Genomic DNA, 18,188 nt, shown 5'->3' with positions numbered 1-18,188 from the left:
CCCGCGAATAGGGCGGTGAAACCACCATCGCATTCGCGGGTAAACCCGCTCCTACAGGATGTGCCGCCGACCCGAACACCGGTTGTGACCCACAGAATTCAAGGCAGGTAAGAAATGAGCGCTATCAACGTCTTCCAGCAAAACCCCGGCAGTGATGCCAAGGCCCAGTCGCCGCTGCACCACGCCGACCTGGCCAGCCTGGTCGGCAAGGGCCGCAAGAACGCAGGCGTGACCCTGCGGGAAAAGAAACTGCTTGGCCACCTGACTATCCGTGGTGATGGCCACGACCAGGCCTTCGCCGGCGGCGTGCACAAGGCCCTGGGCCTGGAACTGCCGGTGGCCCTGACCGTGGTCGCCAACAACGAGATGTCGTTGCAGTGGATGGGCCCGGACGAGTGGTTGCTGATCGTCCCCGGCGGCCAGGAGTTCGCCGTCGAGCAGAAGCTGCGCGAGGCCCTCGACGGCCAGCACATCCAGGTGGTCAACGTCAGCGGCGGGCAGACCCTGCTCGAACTGCGTGGCCCCAATGTGCGCGACGTGCTGATGAAATCCACCAGCTATGATGTACACCCGAACAACTTCCCGGTCGGCAAGGCCGTCGGCACCGTGTTCGCCAAGTCGCAACTGGTGATCCGCCGCACCGCCGAGGATACCTGGGAGCTGGTGATCCGCCGCAGCTTCTCCGACTACTGGTGGCTGTGGCTGCAGGACGCGTCGGCCGAGTACGGCCTGGCCATCGAAGCGTAAGGAGCAGTCATCATGAGTCGGGCACCGGACACCTGGATTCTCACCGCCGATTGCCCGAGCATGCTCGGTACGGTCGATGTGGTGACGCGTCATCTCTACGAGCAGCGCTGCTACGTCACCGAGCACCATTCCTTCGATGACCGGCTGTCGGGGCGGTTCTTCATTCGCGTGGAGTTCCGCGCCCCGGATGGCTTCGACGAGAACGCCTTCCGCGCGGGGCTGGCCGAGCGCAGCGAAGCGTTCGGCATGGCCTTCGAGCTGACCGCGCCGAACCACCGCCCCAAGGTGGTGATCATGGTGTCCAAGGCCGACCACTGCCTGAACGACCTGCTGTACCGCCAGCGCATCGGCCAACTGGCCATGGACGTGGTCGCGGTGGTGTCCAACCACCCCGACCTCGAGCCCTTGGCGCATTGGCACAAGATTCCCTACTACCATTTCGCCCTCGACCCCAATGACAAGCCGGGGCAGGAGCGCAAGGTACTGCAGGTGATCGAGGAAACCGGTGCCGAGCTGGTGATTCTTGCCCGCTACATGCAGGTGCTGTCGCCGGAGCTGTGCCGGCGGCTGGACGGCTGGGCGATCAACATCCATCACTCGTTGCTGCCCGGGTTCAAGGGCGCCAAACCGTATCACCAGGCGTACAACAAGGGCGTGAAGATGGTCGGTGCCACCGCGCACTACATCAACAACGACCTGGACGAAGGGCCGATCATCGCCCAGGGCGTGGAGGTGGTGGACCACGCCCACTATCCCGAGGACCTGATCGCCAAGGGGCGCGATATCGAGTGCCTCACATTGGCGCGAGCGGTGGGCTATCACATCGAGCGGCGGGTGTTCCTCAACGCCAATCGCACGGTAGTTCTCTAGCGCTGGCACTGGCCCATTCGCGGGTAAACCCGCTCCCACAGGTTTCGCGCAAGGCCTGTGGGAGCGGGTTTACCCGCGAATGGGCCAGCACATTTTTACCTGCCGCAAAAAGACATACCCTTGTCGCATCCAGTCACCGCCCCAGCGCTTATCCAGCCCACAATCCCCCTCATTCCAGTAACACAGGCCGCCCACGGACGGCGGCGCTTTCCACCACCGCTGCATAAATACAAATCAAGCGAGGTAAGAAGCATGTCTGGTAACCGTGGAGTGGTGTATCTCGGCGCGGGCAAGGTCGAGGTGCAGAAGATCGACTACCCAAAAATGCAGGACCCGCGCGGCAAGAAGATCGAGCACGGCGTCATCCTCAAGGTGGTCTCCACCAACATCTGCGGCTCCGACCAGCACATGGTCCGCGGCCGCACCACCGCCCAGGTCGGCCTGGTCCTGGGCCACGAAATCACCGGTGAAATCGTCGAAATGGGCCGTGACGTCGAACGCCTGAAAATCGGTGATCTGGTGTCGGTACCCTTCAACGTCGCCTGCGGCCGCTGCCGCTCGTGCAAAGAAATGCACACCGGCGTCTGCCTCACCGTCAACCCGGCCCGCGCCGGCGGCGCCTACGGCTATGTCGACATGGGTGACTGGACCGGTGGCCAGGCCGAGTACGTGCTGGTGCCCTACGCCGACTTCAACCTGCTGAAACTGCCGGACCGCGACAAGGCCATGGAGAAGATTCGCGACCTGACCTGCCTGTCCGACATCCTCCCCACCGGTTACCACGGTGCCGTCACCGCAGGTGTTGGCCCGGGCAGCACCGTGTACGTCGCGGGTGCCGGCCCGGTCGGCCTGGCCGCTGCCGCTTCCGCTCGCCTGCTGGGCGCGGCCTGCGTCATCGTCGGTGACCTCAACCCGGCCCGCCTGGCCCACGCCAAGTCGCAAGGTTTCGAAGTGGTCGACCTGTCCAAGGATACCCCGCTGCACGAGCAGATCATCGATATCCTCGGCGAGCCGGAAGTGGACTGCGCGGTCGATGCGGTTGGCTTCGAGGCCCGCGGCCATGGCCATGAAGGCGCCAAGCACGAAGCCCCGGCCACCGTGCTCAACTCGTTGATGCAGGTGACCCGCGTGGCCGGCAAGATCGGTATCCCCGGCCTGTACGTGACCGAGGACCCGGGCGCGGTGGATGCCGCCGCCAAGATTGGCGCCCTGAGCATTCGCTTCGGCCTGGGTTGGGCCAAGTCGCACAGCTTCCACACCGGGCAGACCCCGACCATGAAGTACAACCGCCAGCTGATGCAGGCGATCATGTGGGACCGCATCAATATCGCCGAAGTGGTGGGGGTGCAGGTGATCAGCCTGGACCAGGCACCTGAAGGGTATGGCGAGTTCGATGCAGGTGTGCCGAAGAAATTCGTGATCGATCCGCACAAGACCTTCAGCGCTGCGTGATGGCTGGCAGTGGGGCGCCACCGGATGGGTGGTGGCCCCACGCTGCCCAGGCCGGCCCGTCGGGATGAACACCGATGGCCGGGCTGGAACAAACCTTCGGCAACCCAGTCCAACCCCTCGTTTCCCGGCCATCCCGGCCGACGAGGTCCCTCCCGATGAAAGCATTCACCCTGGCAACCCTGATGACCCTGGCCGCAAGCCCGGTGTTCGCCCTCAACCTCGGCGATGTCGCCAATGCGGTGTCCGCTGCGCAAAGTCCGCATCAACAGGGCCAGGTGCAGGCACCGGCGGCTCAGGCCAACCTGCTCAACAGCCTGGGCAGCGAACTGAAGATCACGCCTGAGCAGGCGATCGGCGGGGCGGGAGCGATGCTGGGGCTGGCGCGCAACAACCTCAGTGGTGACGACTATGGGCAACTGGCCAAGGCTGTGCCGGGGCTGGACCTGCTGTCGGGCAACAGTGCCTTGGGCGGGCTGAGTGGCCTGGGCCAGTTGCTGGGCAATGACAAGAACTCCTCCGCCCTGAGCAACGCCCTGGGCGGCGAGGTGCAGAACCGCAACGACCTGGACAGCGTGTTCAAGGCGCTGGGCATGGAGACCGGAATGATTGGCCAGTTCGCGCCATTGATCCTCCAGTACCTGGGTCAGCAGGGCATCGCCAGCTCGCTGTTGCAGAACCTGGGCAACCTGTGGGCCACCCCGGCCGCCGCTGTGCCTTCCGTGTGACGCGTACCTTGCTGGTGAGCCGCGGTGCCTCGCTACCGCCAGCAAGGCTGGCACCTACGGGCAACCTGCTGTAGGTGCCGGCTTGCCGGCGAACCGTTTGGTCAACGCATCTCGGCGCGCAGTTCTTCTATCCGCTGATCCTTCTCCACCCACAGCTGGTTCACCCAGGCCTGCACCACCTGGCGGAACGCCGGATCGTTCTCGTAATCCCCCTCGCTCAGCGCCGGGTCCAGCTCGCGCACACGGATGTCGATGATCACCCGGCTGATGCTGCCGTTGAGCAGGTTCCAGAACCCCGGTGCCTTGTTGCCGGGGTAGACGATGGTCACGTCGAGCAGCGCGTCGAGCTGTTCACCCAGCGCCGCCAGCACGAAGGCCACACCGCCGGCCTTGGGCTTGAGCAGGTGGCGGTAGGGCGACTGCTGCTGCTCGCGCTTGGCCTCGGTGAAGCGGGTGCCTTCGAGATAGTTGACCACGGTCACCGGCTGGCGCTTGAACAGCTCGCAGGCCGCCTTGGTGATTTCCAGGTCCTTGCCCTTGAGCTCGGGGTGCTTGTCCAGGAATGCCTTGCTGTAGCGCTTCATGAACGGGTAGTCCAGGCCCCACCAGGCCAAGCCCAGCAGCGGCACCCAGATCAGTTCCTTCTTGAGGAAGAACTTGAAGAACGGCACCCGGCGGTTGAGGCTTTCGATCAGCGCGGGGATATCGACCCAGGTCTGGTGGTTGCTGACGCACAGGTACGAGGTGTCGTTGCGCAGCGTGTCGACACCGCGGATGTCCCATTGCGTGGGGATGCACAGGGCGAAGATGACCTTGTCGACTTCCGACCAGGTTTCGGCGACCCACATCACGGCGGCCGACGCATAGTCGCGGCCACGGCCGGGCAGCACCAGCTTGAGCAGGGCGAACACCAGCAGCGGGCCGATCATCACCAGGGTGTTGAGCAGCAGCAGGGTGAGGGTGAGGGTGCCGGTCAGCAGGCGACGCATAAGGGGACTCTTGTGGTGAAAGATAAACGGTCGGCAATGATAAGCAGGGGAAGGTCCTTAGCCAAACGTCGTACGTCCATTAATTGGTACAAATGTTTCACATTGTGTTGTTTAGCCTGTGGCAACGAACCTATCCTGCTTGCGCAGTCTAAGCACTGACCCCTCTCAAGGAAGCTGCCCTGTGAAATCCCTGCTTGCCCTGTTGTCCCTTCTCGCGTTGCCGGTCATGGCCGCCGAACCGACCCTGTACGGCCGATACGAGAACATCAAGCTGCCGGAGATCGGCCAGACCTTGAACGCCAAGATGGACACCGGTGCCTGGACCGCCTCGCTGTCGGCCAAGGATATCGAGATGTTCACCCGTGATGGCAACGAGTGGGTGCGTTTCCGCCTGGCGGCCGAGGGTGCCGGCGACAAGGTCTACGAGCATGAAGTGGCGCGCATCAGCAAGATCAAGAACCGCGCCGAGGAAGAAGACGAAGGCGATACGCCAGATCTCTCGCACCGGCCGGTGATCGAACTGGAGATGTGCCTGGGCAACGTCAAGCGCACCGTGGAGGTCAACCTGGTCGATCGCAGCAATTTCCGTTACCCCTTGCTGATCGGTTCCAAGGCCCTGCGCAAGTTCAAGGCGGCGGTAGACCCGCGCAAGAAGTTCACGGCCGGCAATCCGGGCTGTTAAGCGCTTGCAGGAGCGGCTTCAGCCGCGATGGCGCCAGCCCAATTGACGTGACCGTCGCTATCGCGGCTGAAGCCGCTCCTACAGGGATTGCACCGGCATCCGGATATGCTTCACAGTCCAGCCTTCAACCTAGCAAGGCCGGACGCCATGCCTCACATCCTCATCGTCGAAGACGAAGCCGCCATCGCCGATACCCTGGTCTACGCCCTTCAGGCCGACGGCCACAGCACCGAATGGGTGTCGCTGGGCAGCGCCGCGGTCGAACAGCAGCGCCTGCGCCCGGCCGACCTGGTGATCCTCGATATCGGCCTGCCCGACATCAGCGGCTTCGAGACCTGCCGCCAGCTGCGCCGTTTCAGCGAGGTGCCGGTGATGTTCCTCAGCGCCCGCGACGCCGAGATCGACCGGGTGCTGGGGCTGGAAATCGGCGCCGACGACTATGTGGTCAAGCCCTTCAGCCCCCGCGAGGTGGCGGCGCGGGTACGGGCGATCCTCAAGCGCATGGCGCCGCGGCCCGAGCCTGTCGCCGAAGTTGCGCCATTCCAGCTCGACACCCTGGCCATGCGCATCGTCTACCGTGGCCAGCCGTTGGCGCTGACTCGCCACGAATTCCGCCTGCTGCAATGTCTGCTGGAACAGCCCCGGCGAGTGTTCAGCCGCGAGCAACTGCTCGACGGCCTGGGCGTGGCTTCGGACGTGGGCTACGAGCGCACCATCGACAGCCACATCAAGAGCCTGCGGGCCAAGCTGCGCCAGGTCGTCAGCGACGCCGAGCCGATCCAGACCCACCGTGGCCTGGGCTACAGCTACAGCCCGGAGCACACCTGATGCGCCTGGGGATTCGCATCTTCCTGGTGTACTTCCTGTTCGTCGGGCTGGCGGGCTACTTCCTGCTCAACACCGTGCGCGAACAGATCCGCCCGGTGGTGCGCCAGTCGTCCGAGGAAACCCTGGTGGACACCGCCAACCTGCTGGCGGAAATCCTCCACGACGACGTCAAGGCCGGCACCCTCGGCCAGAGCCGCCTGCCCCAGGTGCTGGCCTTGTATGGCGAGCGGCGCCCCAGCGCGCAGATCTGGGGGCTGGCGAAGAACCAGGTCAGCCACCGGATCTACGTCACCGACGCCAAGGGCATCGTCCTGCTCGACTCCAGCGGCCAGGACCTGGGCAAGGATTACTCGCGTTGGAACGATGTCTACCTGACCTTGCGCGGCCAGTATGGCGCGCGTTCCACCCGCAGCGACCCGGACGACGAAAGCACCTCGGTGATGCACGTGGCGGCGCCGATCCTCGATCAGGGCCGGATCATTGGCGTGGTGACGGTGGCCAAGCCCAACAGTTCGCTGCAACCGTACATCGACCGCTCCGAGCAGCACCTGCTGACGCTCGGGCTGGGGCTGATCGTGCTGGGGCTGCTGGTGGGGGCGGCGTTGTCGTGGTGGCTGGCCCGCTCGCTGCGCCGGCTCACCCAGTATGCCCAGGCAGTCAGCGAGGGCGAGCGCACTGCCTTGCCGCACTACAAGGGCGGCGAATTGTTGCAACTGGCCACGGCGGTGGAACGCATGCGCACGCAGCTTGAGGGCAAGGCTTATGTGGAGCGCTACGTGCACACCCTCACCCATGAACTCAAGAGCCCGCTGGCGGCGATACGTGGCGCCTCCGAGCTGCTGCAGGGCGACATGCCGCAGGAGCAGCGGGTGCGTTTCGCCGGCAATATCGAGCGCGAGAGCGAGCGCTTGCAGCAGATGATCGAGCGCCTGCTCAACCTGGCCCGGGTCGAGCAGATGCAGGCGCTGGAGGACGAGCAGCAGGTGGCACTGGCGGCGCTGGTCGATGAGCTGCTGCTGGCCCATGCGGCGCGGATCGAAGGGGCCGGCCTGCAAGTGCGCCAGCGTGTCCCGGCCGCCACCCGGCTGTGGTGCGATCCGTTCCTGATGCGCCAGGCGCTGGCCAATCTCTTGGACAACGCGCTGGACTTCACCCCGCCGGGTGGCGCCTTGCTGTTCGAACTGGAGAGGGAGGGCGAGCGGGTAGCGTTGAGCCTGTTCAACCAGGGGCAGGCGATTCCGGAGTACGCCTTGGGGCGGGTCAGTGAGCGGTTCTATTCGTTGCCCAGGCCTGGGACGGGCCGCAAGAGCACCGGGCTGGGGCTGAACTTCGTCGACGAGGTGATGCAGCTGCACGGCGGGGCGCTGGCGGTGGACAACGTCGAAGGTGGGGTGCGGGTGCGTCTGTGGCTACCGGCGCGGCGGCTCAGCTGAATCAGCGTACATCTCTGTAGGAGCGGCTTTAGCCGCGATAGCGTCAGTCGTGAAAATTGAGCCGACGCCATCGCGGCTGAAGCCGCTCCTACAAGGGGCGATGTCGTGCCGCGGATCGTGGGTAATCTCCACACAATCTCCACATTCCCTCCCTGAGGGCTCCATGCGGCGGGCAGACACTGCCCCCATCGCAAACGGAGCCCCACCCCATGAACAAGACCCTAGGTTTCAAGCTCGGCCTGATCGGCACCTTGATCCTGCTGCTGCTTATCCCCCTGCTGATGATCGGCGGCCTGATCGACGAACGGCAGCAACTGCGCAACAACGTGCTGGGCGAGATCGCCGCCAGTTCGAGCTTCGGCCAGGTGGTCAGTGGGCCGCTGCTGGTGGTGCCCTACCGCAAGTACGAGCGGCGCTGGATCGACAAGGACGGCACGAGCGTCCAGGAGACCACCACGATGCACGGCAATCTCTACTTCCTGCCGGAAACCTTCGCGATGGATGTGGGCGTCGATACCGAACTGCGCGCTCGCGGCATCTACCAGGCGCGCCTGTTCCACGCCAAGAGCCAGGTCAGTGGCCGCTTCAAGCTGCCCGAGCGCTGGGGCATCGAGAAGGACTACGACGACTACCGCTTCGACAAACCCTTCCTGATGGTCGGCATCAGCGACATTCGCGGCATCGAGAACAGCCTGGAGCTCACCCTGGACGAACAGCGCCTGCCGTTCGAGGCTGGCAGTGGAGTCGACTGGTTGCCCGGTGGCGTGCATGTGCCCCTGCCGCAGTTCAGTGACCAGAAGGCCCGCGAATTCGACTACGCCTTCGACCTGGCCCTGTTGGGCACCAGCCAGCTGGCGGTGCTGCCGGTGGGTCGCAGCACCACCGTGGACATGCGCGCCAACTGGCCGCACCCGAGCTTCGTCGGCAGCTACCTGCCCAGCCGTCGCGCCATCGATGAAAAGGGCTTCAGCGCCCACTGGCAGACGTCGTTCTTCGCCACCAACCTGGAAGAGGTCGTGCGCCTTTGCGCAACCGTCGGCAAGTGCGGCGACTTCAACGAGCGTGCCTTCGGCGTCAGCTTCGTCGACCCGGTGGACCAGTACCTCAAGAGCGAGCGGGCGATCAAGTACGCGCTGCTGTTCATCGCCCTGACCTTTGCCGGCTTCTTCCTGTTCGAGGTGCTGAAGAACCTCAGCGTGCACCCGGTGCAGTACATCCTGGTGGGCGTGGCCCTGGCGTTCTTCTACCTGCTGCTGCTGTCGCTGTCGGAACACCTGGGCTTCGGCCTGGCCTATGGGCTGTCGGCGTCGGGCTGCGTGCTGCTGATCGGTTTCTATCTGGTGCATGTGTTGCGCAGCCTGGGGCGTGGAGTCGGCTTCGCGGCGGGGCTGGCGGCGTTGTACGCGATGCTCTACGGGCTGCTCAGTGCCGAGGACTATGCGCTTTTGATGGGTTCGCTGCTGTGCTTCGGGTTGCTGGGGGTGTTCATGGTGCTGACCCGTCGGCTGGACTGGTCGCAGGTGGGGAGGGGGGTATGAGGGAGGATAGGGAGATCGGGCGCTGGTTGGCCGTTCGAATCGGCCAGTTGTTTCCTGTGATATCCAGGTGAACCTTTCGCGGGTAAACCCGCTCCCACAGGTGCGGCATTTCACCTGTGGGAGCGGGTTTACCCGCGAAAAGGCCGAATCAGGCTACCGGTGCTGTGGCGACCATCGACGATCGCTTTGCCACCTCGGCATACCATGCCGCCAGCCCCGGATACTGCCCACGCCAATCGAACTCCGGCTGGCGCAGGTCCAGATAACCCAAGGCGCAGGCTACGCCGATCGTGGCGATATCGAACCCCGAGGCAATCTCCGCGAGGTGTTCGTGCTCCAGGCTCGCCAAGCTGCGGCGGATCTTCTCGCCTTGCGCCTCGACCCAGCCGTCCCACTGTTTGTCCGCCGGGCGCAGGAAGGTCTCGTAGCGCGAAGCCACCGCCGCATCCATGATCGCGTCGGCCTGCGAGGCCAGGGTCAGCCGGCGCCAGCGCGCCGAACCCTCGCGGGGGATCAGCGGGTTGCCGACGTGCTGGCTGTCGAGGTACTCGCAGATCACCCGGCTATCGTGCAGCACGCTGCCGTCGTCCAGGCGCAGGGCCGGGATCTTGCCGATCGGGTTGCCCAGGTTGAGCTGGTCGTCGCCATTTACCGGGCTGATATTGACGCCTTTCACGGTGACACGGTCCAACTGCCCGGTCTCGTGCAGCACGATCATCACTTTGCGCACGAACGGCGACAACGGCGAATGGAACAGGATCATGGCTCAGTTACCTTGCAGGCTGGGCGGCAGGCACACACCGGTGCCACCGATGCCGCAGTAACCGTCCGGATTCTTGGCCAGGTACTGCTGGTGGTAGGCCTCGGCGAAGTACACGGTCGGTGCTTGTTCGATCTCGGTGGTGATCTCGCCGAAACCGGCCTTGTTCAGCTCGGCCTGGAAGGCATCACGGCTGGCCTTGGCTTCCTCGAGCTGCTGCGGCGAGGTGCAGTAGATCGCCGAGCGGTACTGGGTGCCGACGTCGTTGCCCTGGCGCATGCCCTGGGTGGGGTTGTGCAGTTCCCAGAACATCGTCAGCAGCTGGTGGTAGCTGACCTTGTTCTTGTCGAACACCACCAGCACCACTTCGGTGTGGCCGGTCAGGCCCGAGCAGACTTCTTCGTAGGTGGGGTTGGGGGTGAAGCCGCCGGCATAGCCGACCACGGTGCTGACCACGCCGTCACGCTGCCAGAAGCGGCGCTCGGCGCCCCAGAAGCAACCCAGGGCGAAGATGGCGAAGTCGATGTCGCCTTCGAAGAACGGGCCGAGCAGCGGGGTACCCTCGAACACGTAGTGGAACTCGGGCAGGGCCATCGGGGTTTCGCGGCCAGGCAGGGCCTGTTCCGCAGTGGGCAGGACGTTTTTGTTCACCAGGATTTCCGAACGCAGGACCATGGCCGTTCCTCTGTGTTTTCCAGTGGGATGTGGGTTGGCCCGTTCGCGGGCAAGCCCGCTCCCACAGGAAGTCACTGATTTCTGAATGAGTGCTTCCCCTGTGGGAGCGGGCCTGCCGGCGAACAGGCCCGAATGGTCTCTATAGTGCCCGAGCTTTATGCCGCTGTCAGTCCATCGGCCCGCGCGGATAGCGGCGCAGTTTCTCGGCCAGTTCGCGGCCGGGAATCGGCCGGTCGAACAGGTAGCCCTGGCCGACGTCGCAGCGGTGGCGGCGCAGGAAGGCCAGCTGCTCCGGTGTCTCGATCCCCTCGGCCACCACCTTGAGCTTGAGGTTGTGGGCCATGGCCACCACCGCCGAGGTGATCTCCATGTCGTCCTGGTTGTCGGGGATCTCGTTGATGAAGCTGCGGTCGATCTTGATGATGTCGATCGGGAATTTCTTCAGGTAGCTCAGCGACGAGTAGCCGGTGCCGAAGTCGTCCATCGCCAGCGTCAGGCCCAGGGCCTTGAGCTCGTCGAGCTGGCGGTGGGTGTCTTCGGTGGCTTCGAGCAGCAGGCCTTCGGTCAGTTCCAGCTCCAGCAGGTGCGGCGGCAGCGCTTCCTCCTTGAGGATGCTGCCGATCGAGCCGACCAGCTCGGGGTCGGAGAACTGCTTGGGCGACAGGTTGATGGCCACGTGCAGGTTGCCCATGCCGGCCCCGCGCAGTTCCTGGCTCTTGCGGCAGGCCTGGCGCACCACCCATTTGCCGATCGGGATGATCAGGCCGGTTTCCTCGGCGACGCTGATGAACTGGTCGGGGCGGATCATGCCGCGCTCGGGGTGGTTCCAGCGCAGCAGCGCCTCCAGCCCGAGCAGGCGGCCGCTGCGCAGGCACAGTTTCGGTTGGTAGAACACTTCCAGTTCGTTCTGGGTCAGGGCGCGGCGCAGGTTGTTCTCGACGAACAGTTTGTAGCTGGCCTCGGCGTTGAGCACTTCGGTGAACACCTGCACCTGGTGCTTGCCGTTGGCCTTGGCCTTGTGCAAGGCGAGGCCGGCGTTCTTCATCAGGGTGGCCGGGTCGCTGCCGTGCAGCGGCGCGCAGGCCAGGCCCACGGAGGCAGTGACGTTGATCAGCTGGTTGTCGACGAACATGGGTTTGTCGAGGGTGCGCAGCAACTGCTGGGCGACGCTTTGGCCGTCTTCCAGGCTGGTGTCGTCGAGCAGCACGGCGAACTCGTTGCTGGCAAAGCGCGCCAGGCTGCCACCGCTGCTCAGGCTGTTGCGCAGGCGCCGGGCCAGGCTGATCAGCAGCTTGTCGCCGGTCTGGTGGCCGAGGCTGTCGTTGATCCGCTTGAAGTTGTCGATGTCCACCAGCAGCAGGCAGATCGGCGTGTTGCTGTCGCGGGCGAAGCGCTCGTCGAGGTTGCGGATGAACGCCGGGCGGTTGCCGAGGTTGGTCAGGTTGTCGGTGTAGGCCAGGCGCTCGATGCGCTGCTGGGCCAGCTTGGTCTGGGTGACATCTTCGTAGATGCCGATGTAGTGGGTCAGCTCGCGGTTGTCGCCGTACACCTTGGAGATCGACAGCTGGCCCCAGTAGGGTTCGAGGTTTTTGCGCCGGCTCTTGAACTCACCCTGCCAGCTGTTGCCCATGGCCAGGCTCGACGGCGAGTCGAACAGCAGCTCGCTCAGGTTTTCCAACGCCGGCAGTTCGCCCAGGTGGTGGCCCTGGACCTCTTCGGTGCTGTATTGGGTGATCGCCGTGAAGCTTGGGTTGACGTATTCCACCACGCCGTCGCGGTTGACCAGCAGGAAGGCGCTGGCGCTTTGTTCCACGGCCCGCTGGAACAGGTGCAGGGCGCTGGCGGCGGTACGCCGGTTGTGGTTGTTGATGACCTGGGCGAACTGGTCGGCCAGCTCACCGGCAAAGGCGATCTCGTCGGTCTGCCAGGCCCGTGGCTGGCCGGTCTGCTCCAGGCACAGCACGCCGACCACCTGGCCGTCGATGCGGATGCTGGCGTCAAGCATGGCGTTGTCATCGGTGCTGTACAGCGACTCGGCCATCTCGCGGGTGCGCGGGTCGTGGCTGGCGTTGTGGGCGTCGATGGCGCGGCTGGCGTGCAGGGCGTCGAGGTAGTCGGGGAAGCGGCTGGCGTCGATCGCTTCCGGCAGGCGGTGCTGCTGTTCGCTGCGGTACCAGGCGCTGATCGGCTCAAGGCGCTGGTCGTTGAGGTACCAGATGCTGGCACAGTCGACCTTGTAGATCTCGCAGGCGCTGCGGGTGATCAGTTCGGCGGCTTCGAGCAGCGAATTGCCCACGCTGTAGCGCTGGCGGGCCAGGCGCAGGATCAGGTCCTGCTGGGCACGCACCCGCTCCAGGTGCTCCAGCTGCTCCTGCTGGGCGCGCTGGTTCAGTTGCAGGGCCAGTTGCAGGCGGTTGTTGCGCGACTCGAGGTCGTCGGTGTCCAGTTCCGCCAGCTCGTCTTGCTGGTCGTCCATCACTGTCAGGTAGCCGCGCAGCAGCTGGCGGTTGTGCTGCTTGTAGCTCTCGCCCACTTCCAGCAGGCGCAGCGCCAGCGGGCTGGCGTGCAGGGTGTAGCGCACCCGGTAGTGTCCGCGCAGGGCCAGTTGCCGCTGGATCTCGTCGTGGAGCTTGTAGCGCGCCTCCGGCTCCATGAGGCTGGCGTAGGGCGAGCCGATCAGGGCGCAGAGTTCGGCGGCGGGCAGGCCGAATTGGCGGTCGCAGGCGGGGTCGAGGTAGAGCATGGCCCAGCTGGCTTCGTTGAGCCGTTCGAAACGCAGCATGCCGAGCCGCGAGGGCACGGGGAGCTGCGTGACGACCTCGGCCGCCACACGGCTGGCGGCATCGGGTTGGCTTTTCATCGAAGACTCGCTTGAACAGGGGGCGCTGCCTGGAGAGCGGCGCATCGGGCAAGGTTGCATCATGTCCCCTGGGCTGGCAAGCGGCCATGGGGGATGCTGTGAACAGGTTGTCGGCCGGCTGCATGAAATCTGTAGGAGCCAGCTCGCTGGCGAACTATGCACCTGTTCGCCAGCAAGCTGGCTCCTACAGGGCCGTGGCATTCATGCGGGCAAAAAAAAGCCCCGCCAAAGTGACGGGGTTGAGGTACGAGCGTGGCAGCTCGAAAGGGTACCTGCCCCTCACGGGAGGGGCAGGAAAACAGCGGTTTACAGCAGCATCGTGCGAATGTCCGCCAGCACGTCGCCCAGGCGCTTGGTGAAGCGCGCGGCGGCGGCGCCATTGATCACGCGGTGATCGTAGGACAGCGACAGCGGCAGCATCAGCTTCGGCTGGAAGGCCTTGCCGTCCCAGACCGGCTGCATGGTCGCTTTCGAGACACCCAGGATCGCCACTTCAGGCGCGTTGACGATCGGCGTGAAGCCGGTGCCGCCAATGTGGCCGAGGCTGGAGATGGTGAAGCAGGCGCCCTGCATGTCGTCGGCCGAGAGCTTCTTGGTGCGGGCTTTTTCTGCAAGCGCGGCGGCTTCGGCAGCCAGTTGCAGCAGGCTCTTCTGGTCGACGTTCTTGATCACAGGGACCAGCAGGCCGTCCGGGGTGTCCACGGCGAAGCCGATGTGCACGTACTTCTTGCGGATGATCGCCTTGCCGCTTGGCGCCAGCGAGCTGTTGAAGTCCGGCAGTTCCTTGAGCAGGAAGGCGCAGGCCTTGAGCAGCAGCGGCAGCACGGTCAGCTTGACGCCGGCCTTTTCAGCCACGGCTTTCTGCGCAACGCGGAAGGCTTCCAGCTCGGTGATGTCGGCGGAGTCGAACTGGGTGACGTGCGGCACGTTCAGCCAGCTGCGGTGCAGGTTGGCGGCGCCGACCTGCATCAGGCGGGTCAGGGCGACCTCTTCCACTTCACCGAACTTGCTGAAGTCCACGGCCGGGATCGGCGGGATGCCAGCACCACCGGTAGCACCGGCGGCCGGGGCTTCCTTGGCCTTCTGCATCATGGCCTTGACGTAGACCTGCACGTCTTCCTTGAGGATGCGACCGTGCGGGCCAGTGGCCGCGACGGCACCCAGGTCGACGCCGAATTCACGGGCCAGCTGACGAACGGCTGGGCCAGCATGAACCTTGGCGTTGCTGCCGGCGGCCGGCGCGGTGGCGACCGGGGCTGGAGCAGCAGCGGGGGCGGCAGCGGCCGGTGCAGCAGCTGGGGCAGGCGCGGCAGCCGGAGCAGCAGCGGCCGGAGCCGGCGCTGCAGCAGGGGCGGCGCCTGCGGCCTTGATCTTGAAGATCAGGTCACCGGTGCCCACTTCGTCTTCCAGCTTGCACAGCACGGCTTCGATCACGCCGGCGCTAGGCGACGGGATCTCCATGGAAGCCTTGTCGGACTCCAGGGTGATCAGCGACTGGTCGGCTTCGACGGTGTCGCCGACCTTGACCATGACTTCGATGATCTTGGCCTTGCCGGACGAGCCGATGTCCGGCACGTGGATGTCTTGCACGCTGGCGGCAGCCGGGGCTGCGGCAGGCGCAGGGGCCGCTTCGGCAGCCGGTGCTGGGGCAGCAGCCGGAGCCGGGGCGGCAGCGGCCGGAGCCTCAGGCGCCGCAGCGGCGCCCTCGACTTCCAGGACCAGCAGCTCGTCGCCTTCTTTCAGGCGGTCGCCCAGCTTGACCTTCAGCTCCTTGACCACGCCGGCCTTGGGGGCCGGGATTTCCATGGAGGCCTTGTCGGACTCCAGGGTCAGCAGGCTCTGGTCTGCTTCGATACGGTCACCGACCTTGACGAACAGCTCGATGATTTCACCTTCACCGCTGCCGATGTCAGGTACGCGAATGAGTTCGCTCACTTAAAAATACTCCTCAGCAGTCCAGTGGGTTGCGCTTGTCCGGGTCGATGCCGAACTTGACGATGGCGTCAGCCACAACCTTGGGTTCGATCTCGCCACGGTCAGCCAGGGCTTCCAGGGCAGCCAGCACCACGAAGTGGCGGTCGACTTCGAAGAAGTGACGCAGCTTCTTGCGGCTGTCGCTGCGACCGTAACCGTCGGTACCCAGGACCTTGAACTCTTTGCTCGGGACCCACTGGCGAATCTGCTCGGCGAACAGCTTCATGTAGTCGGTGGAGGCGATGACCGGGCCCTTGCGGCCGGCAAGGCACTCTTCGACGTAGGTCTTCTGAGGCTTCTGGCCAGGCTTGAGGCGGTTGGCACGCTCCACGGCCAGGCCGTCGCGACGCAGTTCGTTGAAGCTGGTGACGCTCCACACGTCGGCGCCGACGTTGAACTCTTCACGCAGGATCTTCGCAGCTTCCCGGACTTCGCGCAGGATGGTGCCGGAGCCCATCAGCTGTACGTGGTGCGCGGCTTCGCGGGTGTCTTCCTCGAGCAGGTACATGCCCTTGATGATGCCGTCCTCGACACCGGCCGGCATGGCGGGTTGCTGGTACGACTCGTTCATCACGGTGATGTAGTAGAAGATGTCCTGTTGCTCTTCGGTCATCTTCTTCATGCCGTCCTGGATGATCACCGCCAGCTCGTAGCCGTAGGTCGGATCATAGGTGCGGCAGTTCGGGATGGTGCCCGCCATCATGTGGCTGTGACCGTCTTCGTGCTGCAGGCCTTCGCCGTTCAGCGTGGTACGGCCGGCGGTACCGCCGATCAGGAAGCCACGGGTGCGGCTGTCGCCAGCGGCCCAGGCCAGGTCGCCGATACGCTGGAAGCCGAACATCGAGTAGAAGATGTAGAACGGCAGCATCGGCTGGTTGTGGCAGCTGTACGAAGTACCGGCAGCGATGAACGACGACATGGCGCCGGCCTCGTTGATGCCTTCTTCGAGGATCTGGCCCTTCTTGTCTTCGCGGTAGAACATCACCTGGTCTTTATCAACAGGCTCGTAGAGCTGGCCGACCGACGAGTAGATGCCCAGCTGGCGGAACATGCCTTCCATACCGAAGGTACGGGCTTCGTCCGGGATGATCGGGACGATGCGCTGGCCGATGTCCTTGTCCTTGACCAGCTGCGCCAGGATGCGCACGAAGGCCATGGTGGTGGAGATTTCGCGGTCGCCCGAACCGTCCAGGATCGCTTTCAGCGTTTCCAGTGGCGGGGTGGGGACGCTGAAGCTCTTGGCACGGCGCTGCGGTACGAAACCGCCCAGGGCCGCACGGCGCTCGGCCAGGTACTTGGCCTCGGCGGAGCCTTCTTCCGGCTTGAAGAACGGCAGGTTCTCAAGGTCGGCATCCTTGACCGGGATGTCGAAGCGGTCACGGAAGTGACGCAGGCTGTCGACGTCGACTTTCTTTGTATTGTGCGCGGTGTTCTTGGCTTCGCCAGCACCGGTACCGTAACCCTTGATGGTCTTGGCCAGGATGACGGTCGGCTGCTCTTTGTGGTTAACAGCCTGGTGGTACGCCGCGTAGACCTTGTAGGGGTCGTGGCCGCCACGGTTGAGCTTCCAGATCTCGTCGTCGGACAGGTCTTCGACCATGGCCTTGAGCTCTGGAGTATTGAAGAAGTTTTCACGAACGTACGCGCCGTCTTTGGCTTTGTAGTTCTGGTACTCGCCGTCGATGACTTCGTCCATGCGGCGCTGCAGGGCACCGTTGGTGTCCTTGGCCAGCAGTGGGTCCCAGAAGCGGCCCCAGACCACCTTGTTGACGTTCCAGCCACCGCCGCGGAACACGCCTTCGAGTTCCTGGATAATCTTGCCGTTGCCGCGAACCGGGCCGTCGAGGCGCTGCAGGTTGCAGTTGATGACGAAGATCAGGTTGTCCAGCTTCTCGCGGCCGGCCAGGGCGATCGCGCCCAGGGATTCCGGCTCGTCGCACTCGCCGTCGCCCATGAAGCACCAGACCTTCTGCTTGCCGGCCGGGATGAAGCCACGGGCTTCCAGGTACTTCATGAAGCGTGCCTGGTAGATCGCCTGGATCGGGCCCAGGCCCATCGATACGGTCGGGAACTGCCAGAAGTCAGGCATCAGCCACGGGTGCGGGTACGAAGACAGGCCGTTGCCGTCCACTTCCTGGCGGAAGTTGTTCATCTGGTCTTCGTTGATGCGGCCTTCCATGAAGGCGCGGGCGTAGACGCCTGGCGAAGCGTGGCCCTGGAAGAAGATCAGGTCGCCGCCGTGTTCGTCGGTCGGGGCCTGGAAGAAGTAGTTGAAGCCGATATCGTACAGCGTGGCGCTGGAGGCGAAGCTCGAGATGTGGCCACCCAGGTCCGAGTCTTTCAGGTTGGTGCGCATGACCATGGCCAGGGCGTTCCAACGCACCATCGAGCGGATGCGGCGTTCCATGAACAGGTCGCCAGGCATGCGTGCTTCGTGGGTGACAGGGATGGTGTTGCGGTACGGCGTGGTGATGGCATACGGCAGCTGGGAGCCACTACGGGTGGCCAGCTCGCCCATACGGGTCATCAGGTAATGAGCGCGGTCTTCGCCTTCTTTGTCGAGGACCGACTCCAGGGCATCCAGCCATTCCTGGGTTTCGATTGGATCGAGGTCTTGCATGGCTTGCTCCAGGGCGGAAAGGCCACCAGAATCGA

Annotated in this window: 14 protein-coding genes; 8 read left to right on the top strand and 6 right to left on the bottom strand. The window is 64.6% G+C overall.

Annotated features, from left to right (window positions below; translation table 11 throughout):
- Nucleotides 1–114: 114 nt before the first annotated feature.
- The 4 genes from JYG34_RS24330 (at nt 115) to JYG34_RS24315 (ending at nt 3,794) form a co-directional block, all read left to right on the top strand.
- A complete protein-coding gene (locus JYG34_RS24330; RefSeq protein ID WP_213658704.1) occupies nt 115–747 on the top strand; it encodes a sarcosine oxidase subunit gamma in 633 nt (210 codons plus the stop codon).
- A gap of 12 nt (nt 748–759) precedes the next feature.
- On the top strand, nt 760–1,617 hold the full coding sequence (gene purU, locus JYG34_RS24325; RefSeq protein WP_011536144.1) for a formyltetrahydrofolate deformylase: 858 nt from the start codon (nt 760–762) through the stop codon (nt 1,615–1,617).
- A gap of 252 nt (nt 1,618–1,869) precedes the next feature.
- Nucleotides 1,870–3,069, top strand: coding sequence for a formaldehyde dehydrogenase, glutathione-independent (fdhA, locus tag JYG34_RS24320; protein WP_011536143.1), 1,200 nt, complete (start codon nt 1,870–1,872; stop codon nt 3,067–3,069).
- A 155-nt stretch (nt 3,070–3,224) separates the two neighbouring features.
- A complete protein-coding gene (locus JYG34_RS24315; protein ID WP_213658703.1) occupies nt 3,225–3,794 on the top strand; it encodes a DUF2780 domain-containing protein in 570 nt (189 codons plus the stop codon).
- Between the two features lie 101 nt (nt 3,795–3,895).
- Here the strand turns inward: JYG34_RS24315 and JYG34_RS24310 are convergent, their stop codons facing one another.
- Nucleotides 3,896–4,783, bottom strand: coding sequence for an acyltransferase (locus JYG34_RS24310; protein ID WP_213658702.1), 888 nt, complete (start codon nt 4,781–4,783; stop codon nt 3,896–3,898).
- Between the two features lie 181 nt (nt 4,784–4,964).
- Here JYG34_RS24310 and JYG34_RS24305 point away from each other — a divergent pair, with 181 nt between their 5' ends.
- The 4 genes from JYG34_RS24305 (at nt 4,965) to creD (ending at nt 9,264) form a co-directional block, all read left to right on the top strand.
- Nucleotides 4,965–5,465: an ATP-dependent zinc protease family protein gene (locus JYG34_RS24305; RefSeq protein WP_213658701.1), complete on the top strand. Its 501-nt coding sequence runs from the start codon at nt 4,965–4,967 to the stop codon at nt 5,463–5,465.
- Between the two features lie 147 nt (nt 5,466–5,612).
- The gene (gene creB, locus JYG34_RS24300) at nt 5,613–6,293 is read left to right on the top strand and encodes a two-component system response regulator CreB (protein WP_213658700.1); all 681 of its coding nucleotides are present in this window, start codon (nt 5,613–5,615) and stop codon (nt 6,291–6,293) included.
- Nucleotides 6,293–7,726: a two-component system sensor histidine kinase CreC gene (gene creC / locus JYG34_RS24295; RefSeq protein ID WP_213658699.1), complete on the top strand. Its 1,434-nt coding sequence runs from the start codon at nt 6,293–6,295 to the stop codon at nt 7,724–7,726. Before creB ends, creC begins: the two co-directional genes overlap by 1 nt.
- 209 nt (nt 7,727–7,935) lie before the next feature.
- Nucleotides 7,936–9,264, top strand: coding sequence for a cell envelope integrity protein CreD (gene creD, locus JYG34_RS24290; RefSeq protein WP_213658698.1), 1,329 nt, complete (start codon nt 7,936–7,938; stop codon nt 9,262–9,264).
- A gap of 148 nt (nt 9,265–9,412) precedes the next feature.
- Here the strand turns inward: creD and JYG34_RS24285 are convergent, their stop codons facing one another.
- The 5 genes from JYG34_RS24285 to aceE form a co-directional block, all read right to left on the bottom strand.
- Nucleotides 9,413–10,027 (bottom strand): glutathione S-transferase, encoded by a 615-nt coding sequence (locus JYG34_RS24285; protein ID WP_213658697.1) that lies wholly within the window; start codon nt 10,025–10,027, stop codon nt 9,413–9,415.
- Nucleotides 10,028–10,030: 3 nt separating this feature from the next.
- Nucleotides 10,031–10,699 (bottom strand): peptide-methionine (S)-S-oxide reductase MsrA, encoded by a 669-nt coding sequence (gene msrA, locus JYG34_RS24280; RefSeq protein ID WP_213658696.1) that lies wholly within the window; start codon nt 10,697–10,699, stop codon nt 10,031–10,033.
- Between the two features lie 166 nt (nt 10,700–10,865).
- Entirely contained in the window at nt 10,866–13,559 is a 2,694-nt protein-coding gene (locus JYG34_RS24275) for a putative bifunctional diguanylate cyclase/phosphodiesterase (protein WP_213658695.1), read from the bottom strand.
- A 306-nt stretch (nt 13,560–13,865) separates the two neighbouring features.
- On the bottom strand, nt 13,866–15,494 hold the full coding sequence (gene aceF / locus JYG34_RS24270) for a dihydrolipoyllysine-residue acetyltransferase (RefSeq protein WP_213658694.1): 1,629 nt from the start codon (nt 15,492–15,494) through the stop codon (nt 13,866–13,868).
- A 13-nt stretch (nt 15,495–15,507) separates the two neighbouring features.
- Nucleotides 15,508–18,153, bottom strand: a complete 2,646-nt coding sequence (gene aceE, locus JYG34_RS24265; protein ID WP_213658693.1) for a pyruvate dehydrogenase (acetyl-transferring), homodimeric type — start codon at nt 18,151–18,153, stop codon at nt 15,508–15,510.
- Nucleotides 18,154–18,188: the final 35 nt, after the last annotated feature.

The sequence above is a fragment of the Pseudomonas entomophila genome, from assembly GCF_018417595.1.
In the GTDB taxonomy this organism is placed as follows: domain Bacteria; phylum Pseudomonadota; class Gammaproteobacteria; order Pseudomonadales; family Pseudomonadaceae; genus Aquipseudomonas; species Aquipseudomonas entomophila_C.
The sequence above is the reverse complement of the archived record's forward strand: the minus strand, read 5'-3'. Positions and strand labels throughout refer to the sequence as shown.

Coding starts and splice junctions, on each gene's coding strand:
- JYG34_RS24330 (WP_213658704.1), top strand. CDS start 115: ATGAGCGCTATCAACGTCTTCCAGCAAAACCCCGGCAGTGATGCCAAG.
- purU (WP_011536144.1), top strand. CDS start 760: ATGAGTCGGGCACCGGACACCTGGATTCTCACCGCCGATTGCCCGAGC.
- fdhA (WP_011536143.1), top strand. CDS start 1,870: ATGTCTGGTAACCGTGGAGTGGTGTATCTCGGCGCGGGCAAGGTCGAG.
- JYG34_RS24315 (WP_213658703.1), top strand. CDS start 3,225: ATGAAAGCATTCACCCTGGCAACCCTGATGACCCTGGCCGCAAGCCCG.
- JYG34_RS24310 (WP_213658702.1), bottom strand. CDS start 4,783: ATGCGTCGCCTGCTGACCGGCACCCTCACCCTCACCCTGCTGCTGCTC.
- creB (WP_213658700.1), top strand. CDS start 5,613: ATGCCTCACATCCTCATCGTCGAAGACGAAGCCGCCATCGCCGATACC.
- creC (WP_213658699.1), top strand. CDS start 6,293: ATGCGCCTGGGGATTCGCATCTTCCTGGTGTACTTCCTGTTCGTCGGG.
- creD (WP_213658698.1), top strand. CDS start 7,936: ATGAACAAGACCCTAGGTTTCAAGCTCGGCCTGATCGGCACCTTGATC.
- JYG34_RS24285 (WP_213658697.1), bottom strand. CDS start 10,027: ATGATCCTGTTCCATTCGCCGTTGTCGCCGTTCGTGCGCAAAGTGATG.
- msrA (WP_213658696.1), bottom strand. CDS start 10,699: ATGGTCCTGCGTTCGGAAATCCTGGTGAACAAAAACGTCCTGCCCACT.
- JYG34_RS24275 (WP_213658695.1), bottom strand. CDS start 13,559: ATGAAAAGCCAACCCGATGCCGCCAGCCGTGTGGCGGCCGAGGTCGTC.
- aceE (WP_213658693.1), bottom strand. CDS start 18,153: ATGCAAGACCTCGATCCAATCGAAACCCAGGAATGGCTGGATGCCCTG.